Below are 22,331 nucleotides of genomic sequence, written 5' to 3' on the forward strand. Positions count from 1 at the left end.
AAACACCTCAAAGAATTAAAATTAAGAAGAAGGGAACGATCAAACCGTAATTCAGATACAGCCAGTAGGAGTATCGACTGAAAACGGCTCGTTTCTTTTTTAGGAAGAACAAATCGCGAACCAGAAGAAATCCGGCGACGAACAATAAAAATGGAAGAAAGAACTCCGCTGACTTGTTTCTTTCGTACGGAAAGTTGTGAAAGAATTTCAACCAACCTTCCCCTCCCACGAAAAAACTCGCAAAGATCGAAAGTAAAAACAAATCCCAAGGAATCAGAATTAGGATTCCGAACGCAGTGCCGCGATTGTGCTTCCAAACGAGGGAAAATAGCTTTTGTTCGCCCGCAATTCTTTCCCGAAAACCAGAAATAAGAATATCAAATAAATCGAATATTCTAAAGTTTCCTTCCGTATACGAATCCTCCAGGCCGCTCAGAATCGCATTTTTATACATTTTGGAACAAGAAGAAGGGTAAACGATTTCCACGAAGAGTTGAAAACATCGAAAGATCATCTTAGTTTTCCAGAAGATCCAATTGTTTGGCTCGTTTTAAGGCGGATTCCATCTTTTTCAATTCGTGGATCAAAACCTCTTTTCCGTTCGGCGTGATTTCATAATACAACCGCCTCGGGTCGTCTCCCGGTTCGAGCTTTCGTTTGCAATGTCGAATCCAACCGTAACCGCGAATGGATTCCAAGGTTCGATACAGAGTTCCCGGGCCTAAGCGAAAATTCCCTTCCGAAGAAATCTCGACCGATTTTCCGATTCCGTATCCGTGCTGCGGCCCTTCCGCCAGTGAAAGCAGAATATGAAACATAGCCGGAGTGATTCCTTTGGTTTCGGAGAATTCTTCCTTGGTTCTCATCTATATCCATTATAGATATATTCATATCGGACTCAAGCGATTTTTCGTTTCAACAGCATCGTGAATCGCTTATCTGCTTCGGAATTTTCGGACGGAAACGCAAACCGCGATAAAAATTCGGGTCATTCTCCGTTTGAAAACACCTTAGAGATATTTTTTGAACGTGTTCAAATTTTTTGATTGCCAAAATTCCGCGATGGTGCTATTTTTTGAACATGTTCAAATTTGGAGTTAAATTATGAAACGCATCTTTGTTTGGGCCTTATTCTTCGGAATCACCGCCTCGGCCTTTGCGGATTCCCAATCCGATTTCTTTGAATCGGTTCGAATCGGAAATCTCGCGAAGTTGGAAAAAATCTATTCGGAAAGTCCGTCGACGTTCGACAACACAGATAGTCGCGGCAGATCCGCGGTATTTTACGCGATCGAAAGCGGAAACCCTTCCGTAGTTCAATTCGTGTTGGATCGCAACAACAGGATCGATACACCCGATAACGCGGGAGAATATCCGATTCACTACGCAGCGAGAATGCCGGACAGTAAGATCGTTGATTTGGTTTTGAATCGAGATTCTTTCAGCGGCTATCTGACACGCAACGGAGAAAACGCTCTTGATATCGCATCCCATTACGGAAACAACAGCGTCGTCGCGTATCTTTTGGCGAAAGGTCTTAAGTATTCGAAACCGGGTTCGGGTCCGTTCACCATCGGACTTTACATCGGATATTTGATTATCAGCATCTTGATGACTATCTGGGTCGCGCGAACTCTTTTCAACAACGGAAGAATCTTTTTGATTCAAATGTTCAACGGGGAAGAAAAACTCGCGGATTCGATCAATCATCTTTTGATCGTAGGATTTTATCTGATCAACATCGGCTACATAAGCCTTTCCTTGACCTCCAGTCAAAAACCTTTAGATCTGGCAGAATGTATCGAAATTCTCACCACAAAAGTCGGAGTAGTACTTTTGCTTCTGGGAGCGATGCACTTTTTCAACCTCTTCCTGTTCGCGAAATTCAGAAAGAAAATTTCCCACACTTTCGGAGAAGCTGAAGTTCCCGCATGATTCGGAAAAATTCGAAAACGCAAAAAGAGACCGGTAAGTCGCAACAGACCCGGTCTCTTCTTTTTAAAACCGCGATTTCCCTATTTCAAAAAGAAGGTTATGACGAAACGACGATGCGCGCCATCGCACAAAAGGCGGGACTCGCCGTTGGCGCTTCGTATTATCATTTTAAAACGAAGGAAGACATCGTTCTTGAGTTCTACAGACAGACCCAAGACGACGCAAACATTCAAAATAACGAATATTGTAAAATCGAATCCGACCTGAAGGCCAGAGTTAAAAACGTCGTTCGATACAAGTTGAGCCAGTTTCAAGGACACGAAAAATTCCTGCACGTACTCGCAAGGAGCGGCGGCGATCCTCATCATCCGCTTTCCCCTTTCAGCAAAGAAACGAAGCAGATTCGGGAAGACGCAATTTCTCTTTTTAAAAACGCGATCGATTCCTCCAAAGATTCTCTGCCTTCCGATTTAAAGGAAGAACTTCCCTCTCTATTCTGGCTCTTTCAACTTGGAATCATTTATGTTTGGCTGTTCGACGGATCGGCTCATAAGAAAAAGACCGAACTTCTTTTGGATAAGGGTTTGGATCTTGTTTTTCAACTCTTAAAACTTTCCTCGTTGCCGATCTTTCGATCGGTCCGCAAATCCATTCTATCGATGATCGATCTTTTCAAACAATAACGCGCAGGAACCCGAACGTATGAATCTTGAAAACGTAGATACTCTTCCTCCCAAAGACAAAATCAAAGACGAAGTTCTTCAAAAAACGGAAGTATATCTCAAAGAACTTTCCGTATTTCAGGAAAAGTTATTCGCACAGAAAAAATGCTCGGTTTTGATTCTTTTGCAGGGAGTGGACACTTCGGGAAAGGACGGAACGATCAAGCACGTTTTTGCGGGAATCAATCCGCAAGGTTGCTACGTAAAATCTTGGACAAAGCCGAACGCGGAAGAAATCCAATACGACTTTTTATGGAGAATTCACAAATACGTTCCGCCGAAAGGGATGATCCACATTCACAATCGATCGCATTACGAAGACGTGTTGATGCCTAAGATTTTAGGAACTCTTTCCGAAAAAAGAATCGAAGAACGATTGGAATCCATTCGAGATTTCGAAAAACATCTTCGGCGCGAGAACGAAACTCTGATTCTTAAATTCTTTCTGCATATTTCCAAGGAAGAGCAAAAACAAAGAATCACGGAACGTCTTTCGGATCCCGATAAAACTTGGAAATACGATCCGTCCGATCAGACGACGCAAGACCGTTGGGAAGATTATCAAAAAGCGTACGAGACGATCTTTCGATATAAGGACCAGGAGAAAGAATGGAACGTAATTCCCGCCGATAAGAAATGGTTCCGCAATTATCAAATCGCCAAAATTCTTTGCAAAGAATTGGAAAGGATCGTTTCTTAAATCGGCAAATAAAACGTGCAAGAGACGGACTTGCATTTGCGGAAAAGAACGGCGAAAATAGCATCGATGAAATTTTCGAACCGCAAAAACAAAAAAAGGCCGAACTTTCATTCGGCCTTTCAAATCCTAACTAAGAAGTCCGGTTTTCGTTTTACAAAGCCCGGTTCATTCCCTTTTTAGAGGCAAAGACGCCCAGAATTTTCAATTGTGCTTCCTTTACCTTTTCCGAGCTATCGTAAGAATCGTCCGATCTCATCAATTCCTTCATAAGCCAACGAGAGGATTCTCTATCAAGAAAATCTAATACTTGAATCACGAGTTTTTCACGCACGCTTTTCAGCGCCTCCGCGAGATCGGGAAGGCTCACCTGTCTCAACAAATCCTTCAATTCGTTGTAGGAAAGAGAATGAAACGCGCGGCTCAACAGTATGTCCGAATCGATCTGCGGTTTAGAATTGCAGAATTCCGCGTAAAAATCGTTGAGAAGGATCGTATCGATCTCCTTTCTCTTCTGAGTTACGAAATTCCAAAAACTTTCCTGATACGATTCCCCGAAATAAGAAGCCACTTTTTCCAGAAACACGGTAATGTGCAGCTCCTTCTGAATCGCTTCCATCCCCTCGAGTATGATGATTCTATCTAATAATTCTTTTCCTTCGTAATTTCCGGAAACGATGTATCCTTTCAGGATGTTGTGGACGTTTTCCGCATCCATTCCGATTCCCATCAAATCAAATCCTTTTCTCAGAAGAAACGGATGGTCTTCGGAATCGAAAGCGTCGATCAAAAAATATTTTCCAAAGACGTAACACTTTTCGCTCAGTTCCAACATCATCCCTAATGTTTTCAGACTTTTTTCGCGATCAGAGTCTTTGCAGATAAGTTGATCGGGTCGTATATGTGCCAGCATGCCTTCGTTTCTCCGAAATGATATTGTTGATTCTTGATGAACCCCGATCCGTTTTGAATGCGAGATTTCGATCAGTGAATTCTTTGTGAATAAGGATGCATCAATAGACGTGGGATTGCGTTTTTTTCAAACCCTTTTCCGACATTTTCCGAAGGAAAAGGGTAAATTCTTTCCGTCCTTTTCGTCGCCTCTAATCCCTTCGTTTTAGTTTGGACCTCAAAAGAACACTCTTTGTATTCGAATTCCTTCAGCTTAGATTATGCGAACCATCGGATACAAGGCCACTTTCAAAGAATGCGAATAATGAATCAGCGGTTCGGTTTGTAATACGGGGATTCTATGACTGCGCAGAATCGTGTTTTCGTAGATTTTACATTCTCCCTTTTGCAAAGGCCAGGGAAGATGATGCACTTCGGCGCGGTAAATTCTTCCCGAAGAATCCTTACAATAAAGACAATATCGTTCGGTCAGCCAATGCTCCAGTGTTCCCGGCTGCGATCGATACGGTTCGGAAATCGGTCGATAGTCCGCGTGAAATCCGGCGGGATTCGCGCGAGAATCGGTTCGATTACTATAAAATGTTTTTTGAATATTCTTTCTTTGCAATGTCATGTCCGCGTTGAGATACGGAAGATGAAAGAATTTTCTGGCTATTTCAACAACTAATGGATTGCTCGCATCCAAACTGAAAAAATATACACCGGGTTTATCCTGCGTTTGAACATAGGTTCGGACGTTCAATTCGGGAAAATAAGAAAGCCACGGAAGCGGCGGAAAATACGTAGGCCGCACGCCTTTCATGCGAAAGGGTACCAATCCGATAAAGGCCTTTCCTTGATATGTGTCCGGACTCAATCCTTTCGGAAGAACTTCTTCCAAAAAGCCGATCGGAATTTCCCAGTGCAGGAAAGCGAGTTCGTCCCAATACTGGATCATGAACGGTTTCGCTTTCGGCAATGCCCAAGGTCGATGTGCGGTTTGACTCAATATGGATGAAAGTGAATTCGGATTCATCGCGGGATGAATTTATATTCTCCATTGGAAGCGAATAGAAGTTTTTTGTGGGAACTCCTGCAGCGATCCGTAGCCACGCGATTTCTCAAAGGGGCCAATCTTCGAAAATTGAGTCCTTTTTTGTGGGAACTCCAACGTTTCATAACTTAAGGGAGAATTCCTCCCGCCGAAACTGTGGGAACTCCTTCGAAAACGGGCCGATTCTCCCTAAAAACGTGGGAACTCCCCCTAAAATTGGTGTAGATCAAATACCAAAGTTCAGAAATCTGTGCACATGAGCCAAATTGAATCCGTTCCAATCGGAACCCTCCCACCCTTAGGACAGGTTCCTAAAAAAATGTATGCACAGGTCGTTCGTCCTGAGCGCTACGGCGATCCGATCACCGCAATTCAGGAAGAACTCATCGATGTTCCAGAAATAGCTCCCGACGAGGTTCTGGTCGCGGTAATGGCAGCCGGTGTAAATTATAACAATGTTTGGGCCGCTCTCGGATTTCCCGTAGACGTTATCGGCGCAAGAAACAAGAAAGGCGAACCGGAGAAGTTTCATATCGGCGGGTCCGATGCATCCGGAATCGTTTACAAAGTCGGTTCCGAAGTTAAGAACGTAAAAGTCGGAGACGAAGTCGTTCTTCACTGCGGAATCTGGGATAAAAACGATCCTTGGGTCAAAGCGGGAAAAGATCCTATGTTTGCCCCTTCTCAGTTGATCTGGGCTTATGAAACCAACTGGGGATCCTTCGCGCAATTCTGCAAGGTCCAAGATCATCAGTGCCTTCCCAAACCGAAACATCTCACTTGGGAAGAAGCCGCCGCTTACATGCTTGTAGGAGCTACCGCCTACAGAATGTTGCACCACTGGAAACCGAACGACGTACAAAAAGGCGACGTGGTTCTGATCTGGGGAGGCGCGGGCGGACTGGGCGCAATGGCGATTCAGATCGTAAAGGCCGCGGGCGGAATTCCGATCGCAGTCGTTTCCGAAGACGACAAAATCGACTTCTGTATGAAACTCGGCGCGGCAGGAGTAATCAATCGCAAGAAGTTCAACCACTGGGGAGCCTTGACTTCCGAGATCAACAAGACCGAAAAATTCGTAGAATGGACGAAGGCCGCTCGCGAATTCGGAAAGGCGATCTGGGACATCGCAGGAAAAGGAAACAATCCTAAGATCGTATTCGAACATCCGGGTGAAACCACCATACCGACTTCCATGTTCGTTTGTGAGACGGGCGGTATGGTAGTGATCTGCGCGGGAACCACGGGATACAACGCGACCGTCGACTTGCGTTATCTCTGGATGAGACAAAAACGTCTCCAAGGTTCTCACTTTGCGAACGACGAAAACTCAAAAGGTCTGAACGACCTGGTCATCGAGAAAAAGGTCGATCCTTGTCTTTCCAAAACCTTCGCTTGGAACGAGACTGCGCTTTCTCACCAATTGATGAAGGAAAACAAACACCCGGCCGGAAACATGTCCATCCTGGTCGGAGCCGACAAACTCGGATTAGGAAAAAAATAATTTCTTTTTCCGATTCGATTTCAAACCCCGAGAGCGCTCGCTTTCGGGGTTTTTTATTTTAAGAGCAATCGATTCGGCCGCGTCCGTCGTACGACGGACCGCGCTCTCAGCTCCGGTCAATAAATTGGAAGAGAACGACGTTAGTGTAAGCAGTATCCAAGATCTCAATTTATTGACCCCGCCTCGATCGCTCGCGGGAGTGATTTAGCCGACTTTTTATAAAAGAACGCTTCCAAAAACTACGATAACTCGATTTCGATTCTTGAGAAACTTATCTCCGAAGACGACTTTTATATGAGAGATCGTCAAATTCTTAAAAACCATTTGCTTTTTCCGATCGGATCGATATTCTTCTCCTCCCATCGATATGCATCCACCGAAAGCGATTCTTTTCACTCAGTGTCTTCAAAACGACTTCGCGGCTTTAATAGAAAAATACGATCCGCTTCCCAACGCTCTTCACGTGGGATATCTGGAAGCCAAGCGTCTCCTGGGAGAAATGACCGAATACGGACCGATTCATTCCTTAATTGAATGGGCCTATTCCGTAGATCCGCAGGATCTTTGGATCGTTCACATTCGGGATTGGCACGATCTTTCCGATTCTTCCCAAAAAGAACATCTCGCACAATTCGGATCTCATTGTATCAAAAACACCAAAGGAGCCGAATTCGTATTCGAATCTTGGATTCGAAACGAAAACGATCGTCATCACATCGTAAACGCATCCGGACTAAACGACTTTGTCGATACGACTTTGGAAAAAATTCTCGAGCCGTTAAAAGGACATTCAATCAAAGTGGGAATCTCGGGAGTTTGGACCGAAGCGAAAGTTCAATTTCTTGCATACGATATTCGAACCCGATATCCAGAATGGGAAATCGCGATTTGTCCCGCACTGACTGCGTCTTCTTCCATAGGAATGCACTTTATCGCACTGGATCAAATGAAGGAAATTCTGGGAGTAAAGATCTTTCCTTCCATCGGCGCATTCACTTCCTTTCTGAGCGGAACCGTTCCCAATCTCGAAAAAAGAATCACACATTCCAGAATTTCATCGGATCATTTTCGATACGAAGAAGGATATAAGATCGATGACACTGACGAAAAACTTCTTTTGTATCTTTTCCGCGATTGCAAAGACGTAGAGTTTCGATGTTTGGACGGAGGTTTTTCGGGAAATGTCGTACTAAAATCGAAATCGATGGATCATATCGGACACAACCAGGTTCCTTCTGTGATCAAAATCGGACCGAGAGATTTGATCGCCAAAGAAAGAATTTCGTTCGAAAGAATCGAGGAAGTTCTCGGAAACAACGCACCTTCCATCGTGGACTTCGCCGAATTGGAAAACAGAGGTGCGATTAAATACCGTTATGCGGCCATGCTCGAAGGGAACGTTCGAACCTTCCAAAAAACGTTCGAAAACTCGGACGATATCCGTGAAATCGAGTCGATCTTAGACACGGTTTTCCTAAAACAACTCGGAAAACTCTACGAAGCGGCATCGCAGGAGAAATTAAATTTATTAGAATATTATGATTTTCAATCTAAATACGCTCCGAGCGTTCGCAAACGGGTCGAATCGATTCTCGGCAAATCCGCCGACGGTTCGACCTTGGAGATAGAACCCAGCGTTTCCATACCGAATGTCTGTAAATTTTACGAGGAGGATTTGGTTTCTCTTAAGGAATATTCCGCGGTCGCTCATTACACTTCGTATGTTCACGGGGATTTAAACGGTGCGAACATTATTCTCGACGCACAAAACAACGTTTGGCTGATCGACTTCTTTCACACGCACAAAGGACATATCCTCAAAGATCTGATCAAACTGGAAAACGACATTCTGTTTATTTTCACTAAAATAGAAACCGCGGAGGAATGGAAAGAAGCGATTCGATTGAGCGATGAACTTTTAAAAATTCCGGATTTAGGCGTTTCGATTCCGTCACAGCCTCGCCAATTCTTCCGATATCCGAAAATTGCAAAAGCGTATTCGGCTATAGCACGTCTTCGATCGTATTATCCTTCTTTAATACAGATGGATAGAGATCCGTATCAACTCAACACGGGCGCGCTTCGTTACGCGATGCATACCCTATCCTTCGACGAATCGAACGAATGGCAAAAGAAATGGGCCTTGTATCACGGAAGCATTTGTATCGACTCAATCCGAGAATATATCGAACGATCCAAAACTCTTCGCATCGACTACTTAAAATCAGATCGAAATAATTTTTCCCGAATCGGACTTACCATTCTTCCGGGAAGAAAGGACCGCGATCGGAATTTGAAAAACGATATAGCGACGATTCGAAAGGAAGGAATCACGCACGTTCTTTGTCTCTTAACGGAGAACGAGTTTTTGGAATACGGAGTCAAGGAATTACGAAAAGAATATCAAACGCACGGCTTAAACGTATATCATTGTCCGATCTTGGATCAGATGGCTCCTTTGATCGATCAAGCGATTCCTACTCTGCATTGGATGGACCAGGCTCTTTCCCAAAACGGAAAATTACTCATTCATTGCGTGGGCGGACTCGGACGTTCGGGAACGCTCGCGGCCGCTTATACGATCTGGAAAGAAAAACTCGGAGCCGAAGAAGCGATTTCGCTCGTTCGGGAATCCAGAAGCGCGAGGGCGATCGAATCGGGCATTCAGGAGGAATTCCTTTCAAACTTTGAAAAAAAATTCATACATTAGGATATTCTAAATTTCTAAAAATAGGATCGAGCTAATCGCCTAAAACGGTGACCCCTTGCCAGTTTTCCGGAACTCCGAACCTACAGTTGTGTACGGATTTTTCGAGATAAACCCTCGCGGCCTGATCGGCCCGGTTCTTTTCCAGGATACGGTTGAAAACGACGCAGGCTTCTTCGAAATGTTTTTCGCGAAACAGAAGTATTCCCCGTTCGAATTCCTCTCTCGTGTTCATATACGAATCGATCAGACTTTCGGGAAGTCCGTTGAACACTTCCAAAACCGTGTAAACGGTTCTTTGATCCCGTACTTGAATCCGATCCAAAACCCTGTAATAGTATTTGGAGGAATTTGTTAAACGAAATAAGGTCGAGTCCGTAATCAACAAAGAGGAATCGTACATCCTCGATAGTTGTCCGATTTTAGACACGACGTTGACCGAAGGAGATATGACCGTGCTCTCCATCCGTTCCGCTTCTCCGATCGTTCCGAGTAAAATCGGTCCCATATGAATTCCGCTTCCGGAGCGCACTGGATCTTTTCCGTTTGCAATTCTTTCCCGATTGAATTCTCTCAAAATACGCTGAATTTCCACCGCGCTTTCCAAAGCTTTTTCAGGTTCCGGCGGAAACAGGGCCAAAAAACCTTCGCCGAAATACTTGTCGATAAAACCGTCCCGTTCCCGGATCGCGGGTCCGACCTTTCCTAAAAAGGAATTGATGAATTCGAAATTCTCCTTTCCGCTCATCTTTTCGGAAAAATCGGAAAAGGTTCGAATCTCGTTGTAGAGAAGACTCATCTCCTCTTCCGCGATATCCCCGAGTTTAATGTCGAATACATCATGTTTATTTAATATTCTTAAGAGTTCCCGTGGAACGAACAATCCGTACGATGAATTTACCTTCTTTAAACTTTCGGACATATCTTCCACCGCATCAAAGGCTAAAGAATATCTTTTTGCGAGAAGAAAGGCTTCCGAAAAAATCAAGGCGATCAATCCGAACGGTGCGAGAATGAAAGTCGGGATGATTCTTTTATTGTAAAAAATATCCTGGCTGTAGGCGAGAAAGATCGCGGACATTCCGATTAAAATCGCGATCGCTCCGGGCTTTTTCCGAAACAATGCAAGCAACAAAACGTAAAAACCCGCCGCAAAACAAAGGAATGTAAAAACATAATAATATTCGATTGTTCCGGTGAACAAAACCGGTTCCTGCGAAACAACGATTAAAGAAAAAATCGAAGCGACAAATACGATCCCGTAATGAATCTCTTTCTTCATTTCGTCCGGAAACAAAGCGCGCAAAAACGCGGTGGTGATCGGGGGGATCAAATAAAAACTCAGATATACGATTCTCATGTGAAGAAGATAGGAAAATCCGGGAAACAACACTTGAATCAGATTCTGCCCAGTCGTGATTTCTCGAAAGCAGAACACAAAACAAAGAACTCCGAAATACAGAAGAGCCGCGTCCTTCTTCCGTAAAAAATAAAGAGTAAAATGATACAAAGCCATCGCAATGAGAAAGCCCAAAACAAAAACGTCTACGGTCAATCTTCTTTCCCGCAAACGAATGATCTGATCCTCTTTGCCGAGAATCAATCGCGCTGTTAAACCGCCTCTCGCGTGATAATAATTGGAAATCGGAATTCGAATCTGAAATTCTTTCTTTTGGACTTGAAACGGAAGAATCTTTACGTTCCATTCCGGCGTGGAAGTGTCCGCGGTTTTACCTAGAATTCCATGCGATCCGATTTTAGTTGTGTCGATCCAAACCTCGTACGCGGTTTCGGATGTTTCCGCCAAAATCGCCAAACTGCCGATCGGATAATTTTCCGGAAGAACGACTTTTAAAAAGTAAGTCGCGATTCCCGTGCCGGGATAATTCTTTCCATCCGCGTCTTTGATCCGAGTCCAAGCCTTGGGAACGGGCATCGTTCGATTTTTTTCCGGCTCGACTTCCGATCGTTCCGCGAACTCGTTCCAGCGAAACGTCCAATCACCTTGCAAAGAAACGGGACCGTATTCTTCAAAATTCCAAGAACTCAGATCGATCACTCCGGAAGAAGCCGAAACAAACGGACGTTCCGATTCGATCGCGCATCGATTGAATAGAAAACAAAAAAGAAGAAAAACAAAAACACGGCTTCGAATGAGATTGAACGAAATCATGGAGTCTTTTCTTAATTCTTTCATCCGATCTTTAACTCGGTCAAGTTGAATATTCGACTTCAGGGGTTCGTCGATTTAGACTTCTAAGACGGTGACTCCGTCCCAGTTATTCGGTGAGCCGACTCTGCAATAATGAATCGATTTTTCGAGATACCAGCGGGCCGGTTGATCCAATTTGTTCCTTTCCAAAACCCGATTGAAAATCACGCAGGCCTCTTCGAAATTTCTTTGTCTGAAATTGGAAATCCCCCGTTCGAACTCCTCTTTCGTATCCATAAAAAGATTGAGAACGGAATCCGATTGTCCATTAAAAACTTCTAAAATCGTTACAACCGAGTTGTGGCCCTTCAATTGAATCCGATCCAAGACTCGCATGGAATATCGTTCCGGTTTTTCCAAACCGAACAAAACGTGATCCGTAATCAAAATGGAAGAATCGAACATACGGCAAAGTTGCCCGACCCGTGTCGCGAGAGTAACCGAAGGAGAAATCACCGCGCCTTCCATACGCTCCGATTCTCCGATCGTACCGAGAAGAATCGGTCCTTTGTGTAGCCCGGTTCCAACGCGCACGGCTTCCTTTCCTTTTCCGATCCGATAGATATTAATTTCTTTTAATATATTTTGAATTTCGACGGCGCTTTCCAACGCGTCTTCGGCTTTTTGCGAGAATAGAGAAAGGAAGGCGTCGCCGAAATACTTGTCGATAAAACCGTTCTTATCGCGGATCAAAGGACCCACTTTTCCGAGATACGAATTGATGAACTCGAAGTTCTCCTTTGCCGAAGACTGATCCCCGAGAAACTGCGCGGTTCGGATTTCGTTGTATAGGATCGTCATCTCTTCTTCCGCGACGTCCCCGAGTTTAACGTCGATAAAGTTGTGTTCGTTCAGAATTTTGAGAAATTCCCTCGGAACGAAAAGACCGTAGGAAGTATTCGTTTTGTTAAGCGACTTTGTGAGATCCACGATCGCACCGAAGGCCTGGGAATAACGAATCGCCAGGAGATACGCCTGCGAAAAAACCATCGCTAAAAGTCCGATCGGAGAGAAATAACCCGTGTTGATGATTCTTTTGTTGTAAAGAGTGTCCTGAAAAAAAACCGCAAAAAATACGAGCAAGCCGCTCAGAAGGAGAAGCGCTCCGCTTTTTTTCTTTAGAATCGAGGCGACCAGAATGTAAAATCCGTAAAAGAACACGGCAAACGTAAAGATATAATACGCGTCGATCGTCGCAGTAAAAAACAGAGGAGGAGTGATCGCGACTATGGCTGCGGACAAACCTCCGAAAATTAGAATTCCGTAATATAAATATGGATTAAACTCGGACGGAAATAAGGAACGAAAGAAAGCGGCAAAAACGGGAACCGCCAAATAAAAAGAAAGATAAACGAACTTCGAGTGAATCGAATAGTCCAGGCCGGGCAGCAAAACCTGAATCAGATTTTCTCCCGTACTCGCGGAACGAAAACAATAAATCAGACAAAGAATACCGAAATAAAGAACCGATTTTTCATCCTGTCTCAAAAGAAACAGCGTAAGATGATAGAGCCCCATGATCGCGAGACTTCCGAAAACGAAAACTTCGAGCGTTAATCTTTTTTCGCGGATCGATTGAATCGCCGAACTCTTTCCGATCAAGAATTTTCCTGTCAACCCGCCCCGTGCATGATGAAAATTGGATATTAGAATTTTCAAAACCGGTTCTTTTTCAGTGTTGTAAAAGGAAAAAATCTTTTTGTTCCATTCCGGTCGGGAAGTTTCCGAACTGATTCCGACATCTCCGATTTTTCCTAACTTTTGAGAACCGAGATAAACCTCGTATGCGGTTTCCGAAATATCGGCTTGCAACGCGAGTTCCTGATTCACAAGAGAATCCGGCAGTCGGATTTTCAAAAAATAAGTCGCATATCCCAAGGAAGGAAAATTCTTTCCTTCCTCGTCCGTCAGCTTGATCCAAGATTTCGGTACGGAAGCAAAGGAAGAATTCTGCGGCCACGATTCCGAAGAAAAGGTTTTCCATAAAAAACGGAATTCTCCTTCGAGAAGAGCCGGTCCGTTCTTTTCAAAGTCCCAGTCCCGAAGGTCTAAAATTCCTTTTTCCGCTTTTGGAAACGGTACGGGTAGGATCCAATCGCAGGAGCAAAACGTAAAACAAAGAAATAAAACGAATAAGCGCAGAACGTTCATGTAGAATCCGGAACCTATTCGAGATTATGCTTTGTTAAACGAAGAGGTCAATGAATATTCAAACTACTTAAATCAATTTCGGTTTTTGCGGAATCCGAATCGGCCGCTCCGTTATACGAATCGAAGAAAACAAAGAACATTCTTTACAAGAATTTCGGAATCGATTGTTGTTCATTCAATGAAACGTCCTCTTTTTTCGATCTTAATTCTTTTTAATTTCGCCGTATCCGGAATCGAACCGGAAAAATTCTCCGCGATTCAAAAACGTTTTTTAGAGGAATCCAAAAAGAACAATCTCCCGTTCGAATTCGAGTTCGGCAGCGGAGAAGAATCCTGCAAAAACGATTTCAACAAAGACGGAATCGAGGATCTCGCGATGACCATGCGCGTCAAACCGGGGGATTCTTTGGATAGTCCCGCAATGGATCAAAACGGATTTTTAGCGATCGCGCTCGGAGATGTGAACGGAAGTTATCGATTCGATTCCATGATTCCGATGATTCCTTGTAATTCCTGCGGAGGAGTTTACGGAAGACCGGACGTAACTCTGGAATGTGGAAACGGAAAGATCAAGATCAGTTCGTACGGAGGTTCTAATTGGAGATGGTCGAACTCGGAAACGATCCGATGGAAGTCATCCGGTTGGGAATGGATCGGAACCGATACGCATAGTTATCATACTTCGTTTGGAGACGGATTGCGTTCGTCCTTCAACCGGATCAATCTAGATTCCACACGAAGTTATGAAGGTAGAATGGAATCGGAACAGGAATCCGTTCCTCCAAAAGCGGAAGTTCGGTTTAAAAAAATCGTTTCCGCTTCGACCAAACAAAAACTTTCCATCGATGAATCCTGGGATTCGTTGCCCGTTCTTCCGTTTGAAATCCAAGATAAAAGTTGGATGACCGCAAAAAACAAAGATTGGAAAGGACCGCAGGATCTTTCGTTCCGAATTCGATCCGCTTGGAATTCCGATTCGCTCGGACTACAAATTTCGGTTCGAGACGATAAGATTCAATTCTGCAAAACGAAATCGGAGGACTGCGACGCGATCGAAATCGTTTTGGACCCCGACTCGAGTCTTTTGGATTTCGATACGAATTCGGGAGTTCGCAAAAGACTCGGTTCCCAAGCCGCAATCGTTTCCTTAGGTTTATCGGAAGAAAAGAAAGTCCGTATCCGACTGAATCGGAAAGAAAATCCCAAGAGCGGAATCGAAACGAAACTCATTTTGACAAACGACGGTTATTCGATCCTTTGCCGAATTCCGTGGACGGTTTTCGGAAAAGAAAACGTTTCTCGATTCCGAAACGGATTTAAGTTTTTGGCGAGCGTTACCGTTCAGGATTGGGACGATGAATCCAAGCCGATCCAACGATTGTCGACTTCTACGATCAAGGGAAGCGATCCTTATACTTTGGGAGAACTGGAATTGATTCCGGAAAAATATTCTCTCGGCCCTTGGAAACAGGAGAATTAGAAAAGAGCAATATTGAAAAAACTTTTTCATCTTAAAGATTTCATTTTATAATTACGTTGAAAATTATTTAGCATATAAAACTTTCCAAATTCAAGATATACTGATATACTCGAATTCATTTTCTGAATCCTATTCTATATTCGACCTCTTTATAAACCCTCTCCTTTTCCTGACTTCCTTCAACATACGGAATTATAGAAATAAATATTTTTGCGATAATATGATTTGCAAATAATCACAAAAAGGTTTGACTTTTTTTGATAAAACTCCCCATCGTGCCCAAAGTAAGTTCGGCGAATTTTTTTATTGGCCTTACTGAAACTATTTAGGAGAATTTTCAATGAAGAAGAATATTATGAAATTTGCAGCTGTAATCGCACTAACTGTTGCCTTTGCAGCTTGTAAAAAAGATGATAAGGATGATACTATAGTTACTACAGGTTTGCTTTATCTACTAGACCAGACGAGCGGAAACTGTGCATCCATCACTAAGACGAATGCTACCCAGTACACCGTAAATTTATCTTCGATTCCGAAAGGAGGCTGTAACCAGGCGACGATACTTGGAAGCGATCTTACTTCAAGAAAGGCGATTCTAAGCGCACAGTATGACGGAGCTATCGCGATTGCGAATTCCATCGGTTGCTCTGCGGCTGCGATTACCACGCTTACAAACGCAAAAAACACCGCTATCAACGCGATAACGCAAACAACGTTCGACACATCCGTTTCGACTTCGCGTTACACTCCGATTGGAGATTTGCGAACGGAGATGATGCCCTTATTCACAAGCGGAAACCCTGCGTATACGGAAAGCGAAGTGATGGGCCTCAATCGTCTGACTGTAGATCAAACTATCACAGCACAATATGTTCTAATTGCAATCAATACGGCCGGCTTAGAAGCATCTTGTTTAACTGCTTTCAACAGCAAAAGAACTACTGATTTCAAGGGCTTTTTCCAAGTTGACCCAAATGCAAATTCAAAAGCCACAGTAACAGGAATCGGATTTGGATTCTGCTCCTACGGAACGGCTGTTCCCGCAAATCAGAAATGTGCATCTCTGAACGAGCAATTCTAAGCTTACTTAGATTGTTCATCTACAAAACAAGTCGTCCCCAGGGACGACTTGTTTTGTAATTTTGAAAAACGGTTAATATCGATGAAATGCCGGACAATTTTCTTTATTTTTTTGATGCAATTTCTATCTTTTTTTTATGGTTGCAAATCCCCGTTCGAAGTCACGTCGCACGATCAAAACAAAGACGGACAAATCGACAATCGACTTTATACAAAGACGGATTCCAAGATCTCGATCTTTATGGAAACGTTCGAAAGACAAAAAAAAATGCCGGATGATTGGATGTGGTTGAAGATGGATTCGAAAGACCCAAAATCTTTTCAAACTTTTTACAACGAAATCGCTTCCAAAGACCCAAATAAAATCGATATTAAAATTTGGTTCGGACCCGATAACATAAAATTAATCGAGAAGGACGATAAGGATTCAGACGGTTTTTTTGAAACGACTCAATACTTTAACCGCTTCGCAAAACCGAAGATTAATTCTGGAATTATCGCTCGAATTGAAATCGATTCCGATCGAGACGGAAAACCCGACATTTGGATTTATCCAATGAAACGAATGGAATTAGATACGAATCAAGACGGAGTTCCCGATCAATTTTCCACGGATAACGAGCAAATCGGCCAAATCTTAAAAACGGGAAAATTACCGATCGACTTCAAGCGAACATCCATTCTTCCTTCAAGTAGATCCTGGGGACTTCATCCCGAATTGATTCAAGACGAAACCTTAAAAGCAGTAATCCCTTTCTCTCTTTAAATTTTTATAATGGAAAAGCATTCACTTTTTATTGTATTCGAATTCGCTCCTCAATATCGACCGATTCGAGACGTCAGTGAAGAAGTCAAATATTCATCCGCCCCTCATCGAAATTCAGAGGACTTGCGAACACTGAAAAATAAACGAAAAACGTCAACCGATTCCCAGCACAGCGCCGCCTACGATAAAACTAAGCAACGTATTTCCCGCATTCAACGCGATAAAAACCGGAGATTTTCGTTGCGGCTCCCACAAGTTGCGGGAAAAATCATCAAGGACCAAAAAGAATAACGCGATGATTCCGCCAAACAACGCGGACTGCCCGATACCGCGAAAATCCATTCTTCCGATCATCCAATCCAACACCAAAAATTGAACGAGCGAAATCGCGATCGCCGTAAAATACGTCGCGCCCATGTTGTCCTGATTCAAATCCTTTTCCTGAGCGTTTTGAAGTTTCATCCATAATTTGCCGAATACCGTATACCAAATCATACCGACGATAAAGGACGCTACCGTCGCCAAGATCACGGACAAAGGACGAATTCCGTAAAATTCTGCGAACATAAAAACTCCTAAAAATTAGGAGAATCATTTTAAACCAAAGAAAAAGTTTGTCTGTTAGAATTCATACGAAACGTTCTTTTTTTAGGAAACGTTTCTGATCTTTTGAGCGTCTTCGTTCCGAGGAGAAACTCCGTGGATTCTTTTAAACGCTTTGGAAAAAGCGAAGGCGGAGGAATATCCTACGGTTCGAGCAACCTCTTCCAAAGTGGCGCCTTGATCCTGAATCAGACTTCTCCCTTTATCGATTCGAAGTCTTGCGAGATAATCCATCGGCGTACAACCTAAAACGTCCCGAAAGCGATTCGCAAGAGAAGCTCTGGAAATTCCCACGGCCCGCGCAAGATTCTCCAGAGTCCAAGAATAAGCCGGTTTCTTATGAATCGCTTCGAGAGCTGCAAGAATCTTTTCGTCTTTGAAAGCGCTTCTCCATCCCGGAGAAAGAGCCGGATGCGTTTCCAGCCAATGACGAATCACATAGTAAAGGAGAATATCCGTAAGTCTTTGCAGAATCAAATCGGAACCGAGTCCGGAATCGACTTCTTGAGAAATCAAAACTAAAGTAGTATGCAAAGGATGATGCGATGGAATCTCTCCCGAACGAATCAGAATATGATCGGGCAGTTCGTGAAAGAAAGGATGTTGACTCGTTTCCGGAACCTCGTAACGAACCGAAACGAACGTGGTGATCGGGACTCCTTTCAGATCGGATTCCTTCGGAACGATTTCCCGAAATTTTCCGATGTCCATGGTCTTATCGGTCGGAGAGGACACGAGTTCATGATCGAATCCTTTTGCGATAAATAGAATATCACCTTTTTCTAATGGAATGCACTTTCCTTTAAACCGAACATAACAAGAACCTTGCGAAAGAATATGAAAACCTCCGCTTTTATCGCAGGGGAACTTTAAACCCCAGGATTTATACATCGAAGTCCTCGCAAGAATATCGTTCTTCCAAGCGGCGGCCGTTAAGATTTCGGAAAGCAGATCCATATCCTTCAGTTTATATCAACATATCTAAAAGTCGAGTAAATTATACGATTGGATATGCTTTTTAGATTATAGGACATAGCCCGATTTCCGGTTTTCGGTTATTCTTTTCCTCAGGAGAATCGAATATGAAAATTTTTGTTTATGCAGCGAGCGGTTTGGTTTCAGGGCTCGTTGTGGAGAATTTATTGGCAAAAGGGCATGAAGTCTACGCCGCTTCCAGAAGGCCTGAAAGCGGTAAACAAGAAAAGAATCTGCATTGGGTAAAAGCGGACGCTTCCCGACCGAACGAAGGCTTGGAAGTTTTGGATCAAGTCGACCGGGCATTCTTTCTTTGTCCTCCGGGTTATACCGACCAATACGGCGTCCTGAATCCATGGATCGAAAAGGCAAAGTCTAAAAAATTACAAAAAGTTGTACTCATGACCGCGATCGGTATCGATCATTCTCCCGAAGATCTTCCGCTTCGAAAATTGGAAATCGCGCTGGAGAAATCGGGACTTCCTTACAACATCATTCGCCCGAATTGGTTTATGCAGAACTTTCAAACCTTTTGGATCGGCGGCATCCTGAAAGATAAGAAGATTTACTTCCCCGCAGGAAACGCAAAGGCAAGTTTTATCGATGCGAGAGATATCGCAGCGACCGCAGCGACATTGCTTTTGGACGATTCTCATAACGGAAAAGGATACACTCTTACCGGAAAAGAATCCATCACACACGACGAAGTCGCTCAGAAATTATCCAAGGCGACCGGACTCAAAATCGACTTTGCGGACATCACCCCCGAAGAATTTAAGAAGGGTTTGCTGGGAGCGGGAGTTCCCGAAGACTACGCGAACGTTTTAGTGTATATCGCGGGTAATTTGAAGGAAGGACACGCGGCTCCGATCGTAGATTCGGTAAAACAAATCACCGGAAAAGAACCCATCAGCTTTGAACAATACGCGAACGACAACCGAAACGTCTGGCTGAATTAAGAATTTAAGAAAGGATTGGCCCGAAATTTTCGGGCTTTTTCATATTCAAAAATCATCAACTTCCGAAAAAGAAACTCGGATCTTAGGATACAATAACTTGTCTCCGCGTCGATTTTGATAAACGACTTGCACATTCATCGATCTTTCGTTATTTAGCGGTCCAAACTTTCACAGTAAGTTCTTGCAACAAGCGCAAATAAATTCTTTACAAATTCGAATTCTCTTTGAAACCTTCTCTTCCACAAGGAATGGATAGTATGAAACGTTTATCGGCTTTTTTGATTCTTCTTATTTGTATTTCTACGTTCTCTTTATTCGCGCAAAACAACTCGCTTTGGCAGACGGTCTTCGGTGGAGAACAATACAACGGAATGAAACCGAACGAATGTCCGGAAGAACTTCCCTCCGGACTTGTCTCCTTAAAAGACGGAAGTTTCGTGGTAACGGGATCCGCAAACGATTGCAGCAGACAGGATTCCAACGCGAAGATCGAAAAGAAAATTTATAGCACCGCGTGGTCGGCTAAGATCGACGCGAACGGAAATCCCGTTTGGTGGAAATATCTTTTTACGAGCAAACCCGTAGATATGGAAGGATATACGATCGGTATTCATAATTTCGAAACGATCCAAAATCTGCTCGCAACCCAAGACGGCGGTTTTGTAACCGCGGGATCGATCGGAAGCGCAACCTACAATCGCAAACTGATCTTTTCAAAATACGACGAGCGCGGAGAACTTACAAGCGATCGAATCATTCTCGCAAAGGAAATCTGCGACGGATTTTGCGGAGAGGAAGATCCGCACCTGTATTCGTTTCAAGAACTTCCGAACGAAAAGTTTCGCGGTCTTGTTTCCGTTTCCCATCGGGTTGAAACGGAAGAAAAGAGCGGAAACACGACCACGATCGTAAACGCGATCAAAACGAGCTTCTTATACGTTCTTTTCGGAAAAGACGGCGCGGTAAAGAACGCGAAACACATTCCCGATCTTTCGTTCGCTCCGAATGCCAGCGTCGGTTACGAAGAAGGAATCGTATTTGCCGTAAGCACGGATAACGTGTCCGGCCGCGAATCGCAAAGAGACGTGATCGTTCATCGATACGATTCCGACGGAAAACAACTTTGGAAAAAAACGTTTGCGACCCCCGGAGCGGAAGACATGGCGATTTCTCTTCTTAAACTTACGGATGGAAATCTGCTTTTGTCCGGCGGAATCTCCGGCGCAGGGAAAGACGCGGTGTGGCTTTTGAAACTTTCTCCGAAAGGCGAAACTATCTGGGAAACCAAACAACGATTAGGCGGATTTAACTTTCTAAGTCTAATCATCGAATCCCCCGATCAGGGCTTTTTCGGAGTATTGGCGGGTGGAGAAGGTCCGATGACCGTGATTCAGTTCGATTCTTCCGGTAAAAAAGTCTGGGAGAAAAAACATACACAACGCCTTTATATGGCCAACAAAATCCTGAAAAACGAAAAGGGCTATGTGCTTCTTTCTTATACCAAAAAGAAACCCGCTCAGTATATCGACGCTCTTTTGATTCAAATGGATTGGGACGGCAATGTTTCGAAAGAGGCGGTCCGCAAGAATTTTCCTTAACTTAATTCGGATGCCGAGTTCGGAAGGATGGCCGTTAAGTTTAAAAAAGCGGGTAAGGACAAAGTAGCGGCCGGACGAAACGAAATCCATTTGCGAAAAAGTTGATATTCATTCCGGTAAGTCTTCCTACGGGAAGATCGTCGACTTCGGACAACGTTCCGATTTCGACAATTCAAAAAGGATCAAACAGCTTGTCGGAGGTACGACAAGACGGTGAAAATTTTTATTGAAGATAGGATGTTTTTCTGTTATAGGACAATCGTCCGGAGTTTTCCCGCGGACCCGCCACCTCCACCCAAATTCGGGCGGGGCGCGCTTGATTTCACTGAAAAGTTGTAGGAACTCCGAAAAATCCTACTTCTTCGGTTTCTTCTCGTATCGAAAACAGTCGGTAGTATGATCCATGACCATTCCCGTCGCCTGCATAAACGCATAACAAATCGTCGACCCGACGAATTTAAATCCTCGTTTTTTCAGCGCCTTGCTCATCGCATCCGACTCGACCGTTTTACTCGGAACATCCCGAGTCGTTTTCCAAGAATTATGGATCGTTTTATGATCCACGAACCCCCAGATATACTTATCGAAAGAGTCGTATTCTTTTTGAATATTCAAAAATTCTTTTGCGTTTTCGATCGCCGAACGGATCTTTAATTCGTTGCGGATAATTCCTTCGTCTTTCATCAAGGATCGGATTTTCTTTTCGGAATAAGCGGCGACTTTTTCGGGATCAAAATAATCAAAGGCCTTTCGATAGTTGTCCCGTTTTTTCAGGATCGTAATCCAGGAAAGTCCGGCTTGCGCTCCTTCTAAGATCAAAAACTCGAAGAGAGTTCGATCGTCGTGAACAGGAGTTCCCCATTCCAAATCGTGATAGTCGATGTAAAGGGGATCTTTCGAGGCCCAAGTGCAACGAGTGACCTTTTGATTCATCTTCCGACAGGCTCCTTAATAACGAAATTGCGTTAGATCAACGATCGCACAGGTTTATCAAACC

The 22,331-nt window shown here is 43.8% G+C and carries 19 protein-coding genes; 10 read left to right on the forward strand and 9 right to left on the reverse strand.

Features of this window, described 5'->3' with window-relative positions; translation table 11 throughout:
• Nucleotides 1–7: 7 nt before the first annotated feature.
• Nucleotides 8–514 carry a hypothetical protein gene (locus LFX17_RS15750; protein ID WP_238747290.1) on the reverse strand — a complete coding sequence of 169 codons (507 nt, stop codon included), beginning with the start codon at nucleotides 512–514 and terminating at the stop codon, nucleotides 8–10.
• A 1-nt stretch (nucleotide 515) separates the two neighbouring features.
• On the reverse strand, nucleotides 516–866 hold the full coding sequence (locus LFX17_RS15755; RefSeq protein ID WP_238731055.1) for a PadR family transcriptional regulator: 351 nt from the start codon (nucleotides 864–866) through the stop codon (nucleotides 516–518).
• Nucleotides 867–1,104: 238 nt separating this feature from the next.
• Here LFX17_RS15755 and LFX17_RS15760 point away from each other — a divergent pair, with 238 nt between their 5' ends.
• The 3 genes from LFX17_RS15760 to LFX17_RS15770 are packed head-to-tail and all read left to right on the forward strand — an operon-like array spanning nucleotide 1,105 to nucleotide 3,357.
• The gene (locus tag LFX17_RS15760; protein ID WP_238731056.1) at nucleotides 1,105–1,935 is read left to right on the forward strand and encodes an ankyrin repeat domain-containing protein; all 831 of its coding nucleotides are present in this window, start codon (nucleotides 1,105–1,107) and stop codon (nucleotides 1,933–1,935) included.
• Nucleotides 1,932–2,618 carry a TetR/AcrR family transcriptional regulator gene (locus LFX17_RS15765; protein ID WP_238731057.1) on the forward strand — a complete coding sequence of 229 codons (687 nt, stop codon included), beginning with the start codon at nucleotides 1,932–1,934 and terminating at the stop codon, nucleotides 2,616–2,618. The genes LFX17_RS15760 and LFX17_RS15765 overlap by 4 nt, the downstream gene beginning before the upstream one ends.
• Complete coding sequence (locus tag LFX17_RS15770; protein WP_319941276.1) at nucleotides 2,602–3,357, forward strand: PPK2 family polyphosphate kinase; 756 nt, start codon at nucleotides 2,602–2,604, stop codon at nucleotides 3,355–3,357. Before LFX17_RS15765 ends, LFX17_RS15770 begins: the two co-directional genes overlap by 17 nt.
• Before the next feature lie 151 nt (nucleotides 3,358–3,508).
• Here LFX17_RS15770 and LFX17_RS15775 read toward each other — a convergent pair whose 3' ends face one another.
• Together LFX17_RS15775 and LFX17_RS15780 are read right to left on the reverse strand one after the other, a co-directional pair.
• Nucleotides 3,509–4,267: an LIC10244 family PerRA/PerRB upregulated protein gene (locus tag LFX17_RS15775; protein WP_238731059.1), complete on the reverse strand. Its 759-nt coding sequence runs from the start codon at nucleotides 4,265–4,267 to the stop codon at nucleotides 3,509–3,511.
• A gap of 252 nt (nucleotides 4,268–4,519) precedes the next feature.
• Nucleotides 4,520–5,281: a YqjF family protein gene (locus tag LFX17_RS15780; RefSeq protein WP_238747291.1), complete on the reverse strand. Its 762-nt coding sequence runs from the start codon at nucleotides 5,279–5,281 to the stop codon at nucleotides 4,520–4,522.
• 274 nt (nucleotides 5,282–5,555) lie between these two features.
• On the opposite strand from LFX17_RS15780, the gene ccrA reads away from it, so the two are divergent.
• Both ccrA and LFX17_RS15790 read left to right on the forward strand, forming a co-directional pair.
• Nucleotides 5,556–6,803: a crotonyl-CoA carboxylase/reductase gene (gene ccrA, locus LFX17_RS15785; protein ID WP_238731061.1), complete on the forward strand. Its 1,248-nt coding sequence runs from the start codon at nucleotides 5,556–5,558 to the stop codon at nucleotides 6,801–6,803.
• A 367-nt stretch (nucleotides 6,804–7,170) separates the two neighbouring features.
• Nucleotides 7,171–9,513: a phosphatase domain-containing putative toxin gene (locus LFX17_RS15790; RefSeq protein WP_238747292.1), complete on the forward strand. Its 2,343-nt coding sequence runs from the start codon at nucleotides 7,171–7,173 to the stop codon at nucleotides 9,511–9,513.
• Nucleotides 9,514–9,544: 31 nt separating this feature from the next.
• Here LFX17_RS15790 and LFX17_RS15795 read toward each other — a convergent pair whose 3' ends face one another.
• The gene (locus LFX17_RS15795) at nucleotides 9,545–11,683 is read right to left on the reverse strand and encodes an adenylate/guanylate cyclase domain-containing protein (RefSeq protein WP_238747816.1); all 2,139 of its coding nucleotides are present in this window, start codon (nucleotides 11,681–11,683) and stop codon (nucleotides 9,545–9,547) included.
• Between the two features lie 75 nt (nucleotides 11,684–11,758).
• Entirely contained in the window at nucleotides 11,759–13,873 is a 2,115-nt protein-coding gene (locus LFX17_RS15800) for an adenylate/guanylate cyclase domain-containing protein (protein WP_238747293.1), read from the reverse strand.
• A 178-nt stretch (nucleotides 13,874–14,051) separates the two neighbouring features.
• Here LFX17_RS15800 and LFX17_RS15805 point away from each other — a divergent pair, with 178 nt between their 5' ends.
• The 3 genes from LFX17_RS15805 (at nucleotide 14,052) to lsa25.6 (ending at nucleotide 17,199) form a co-directional block, all read left to right on the forward strand.
• Nucleotides 14,052–15,353, forward strand: coding sequence for a sugar-binding protein (locus LFX17_RS15805; RefSeq protein ID WP_238731065.1), 1,302 nt, complete (start codon nucleotides 14,052–14,054; stop codon nucleotides 15,351–15,353).
• A gap of 340 nt (nucleotides 15,354–15,693) precedes the next feature.
• The gene (locus LFX17_RS15810; protein WP_238731066.1) at nucleotides 15,694–16,434 is read left to right on the forward strand and encodes a hypothetical protein; all 741 of its coding nucleotides are present in this window, start codon (nucleotides 15,694–15,696) and stop codon (nucleotides 16,432–16,434) included.
• 114 nt (nucleotides 16,435–16,548) lie between these two features.
• Nucleotides 16,549–17,199, forward strand: a complete 651-nt coding sequence (gene lsa25.6, locus LFX17_RS21110) for an Lsa25.6 family adhesin (protein ID WP_455032236.1) — start codon at nucleotides 16,549–16,551, stop codon at nucleotides 17,197–17,199.
• 153 nt (nucleotides 17,200–17,352) lie between these two features.
• Here lsa25.6 and LFX17_RS15820 read toward each other — a convergent pair whose 3' ends face one another.
• Complete coding sequence (locus LFX17_RS15820; RefSeq protein ID WP_238731068.1) at nucleotides 17,353–17,766, reverse strand: DUF1761 domain-containing protein; 414 nt, start codon at nucleotides 17,764–17,766, stop codon at nucleotides 17,353–17,355.
• 81 nt (nucleotides 17,767–17,847) lie between these two features.
• The gene (locus tag LFX17_RS15825) at nucleotides 17,848–18,759 is read right to left on the reverse strand and encodes an AraC family transcriptional regulator (RefSeq protein WP_238731069.1); all 912 of its coding nucleotides are present in this window, start codon (nucleotides 18,757–18,759) and stop codon (nucleotides 17,848–17,850) included.
• Nucleotides 18,760–18,884: 125 nt separating this feature from the next.
• Here LFX17_RS15825 and LFX17_RS15830 point away from each other — a divergent pair, with 125 nt between their 5' ends.
• Together LFX17_RS15830 and LFX17_RS15835 are read left to right on the forward strand one after the other, a co-directional pair.
• Nucleotides 18,885–19,736, forward strand: coding sequence for an NmrA family NAD(P)-binding protein (locus LFX17_RS15830; RefSeq protein ID WP_238747294.1), 852 nt, complete (start codon nucleotides 18,885–18,887; stop codon nucleotides 19,734–19,736).
• Nucleotides 19,737–19,993: 257 nt separating this feature from the next.
• On the forward strand, nucleotides 19,994–21,334 hold the full coding sequence (locus LFX17_RS15835; protein ID WP_238747295.1) for a hypothetical protein: 1,341 nt from the start codon (nucleotides 19,994–19,996) through the stop codon (nucleotides 21,332–21,334).
• Between the two features lie 354 nt (nucleotides 21,335–21,688).
• On the opposite strand, the gene LFX17_RS15840 is transcribed toward LFX17_RS15835, so the two are convergent.
• Nucleotides 21,689–22,267: a DNA-3-methyladenine glycosylase I gene (locus tag LFX17_RS15840; RefSeq protein ID WP_238747296.1), complete on the reverse strand. Its 579-nt coding sequence runs from the start codon at nucleotides 22,265–22,267 to the stop codon at nucleotides 21,689–21,691.
• Nucleotides 22,268–22,331: the final 64 nt, after the last annotated feature.

This window comes from Leptospira sanjuanensis (genome assembly GCF_022267375.1).
Classification (GTDB): Bacteria; Spirochaetota; Leptospiria; order Leptospirales; family Leptospiraceae; genus Leptospira; species Leptospira sanjuanensis.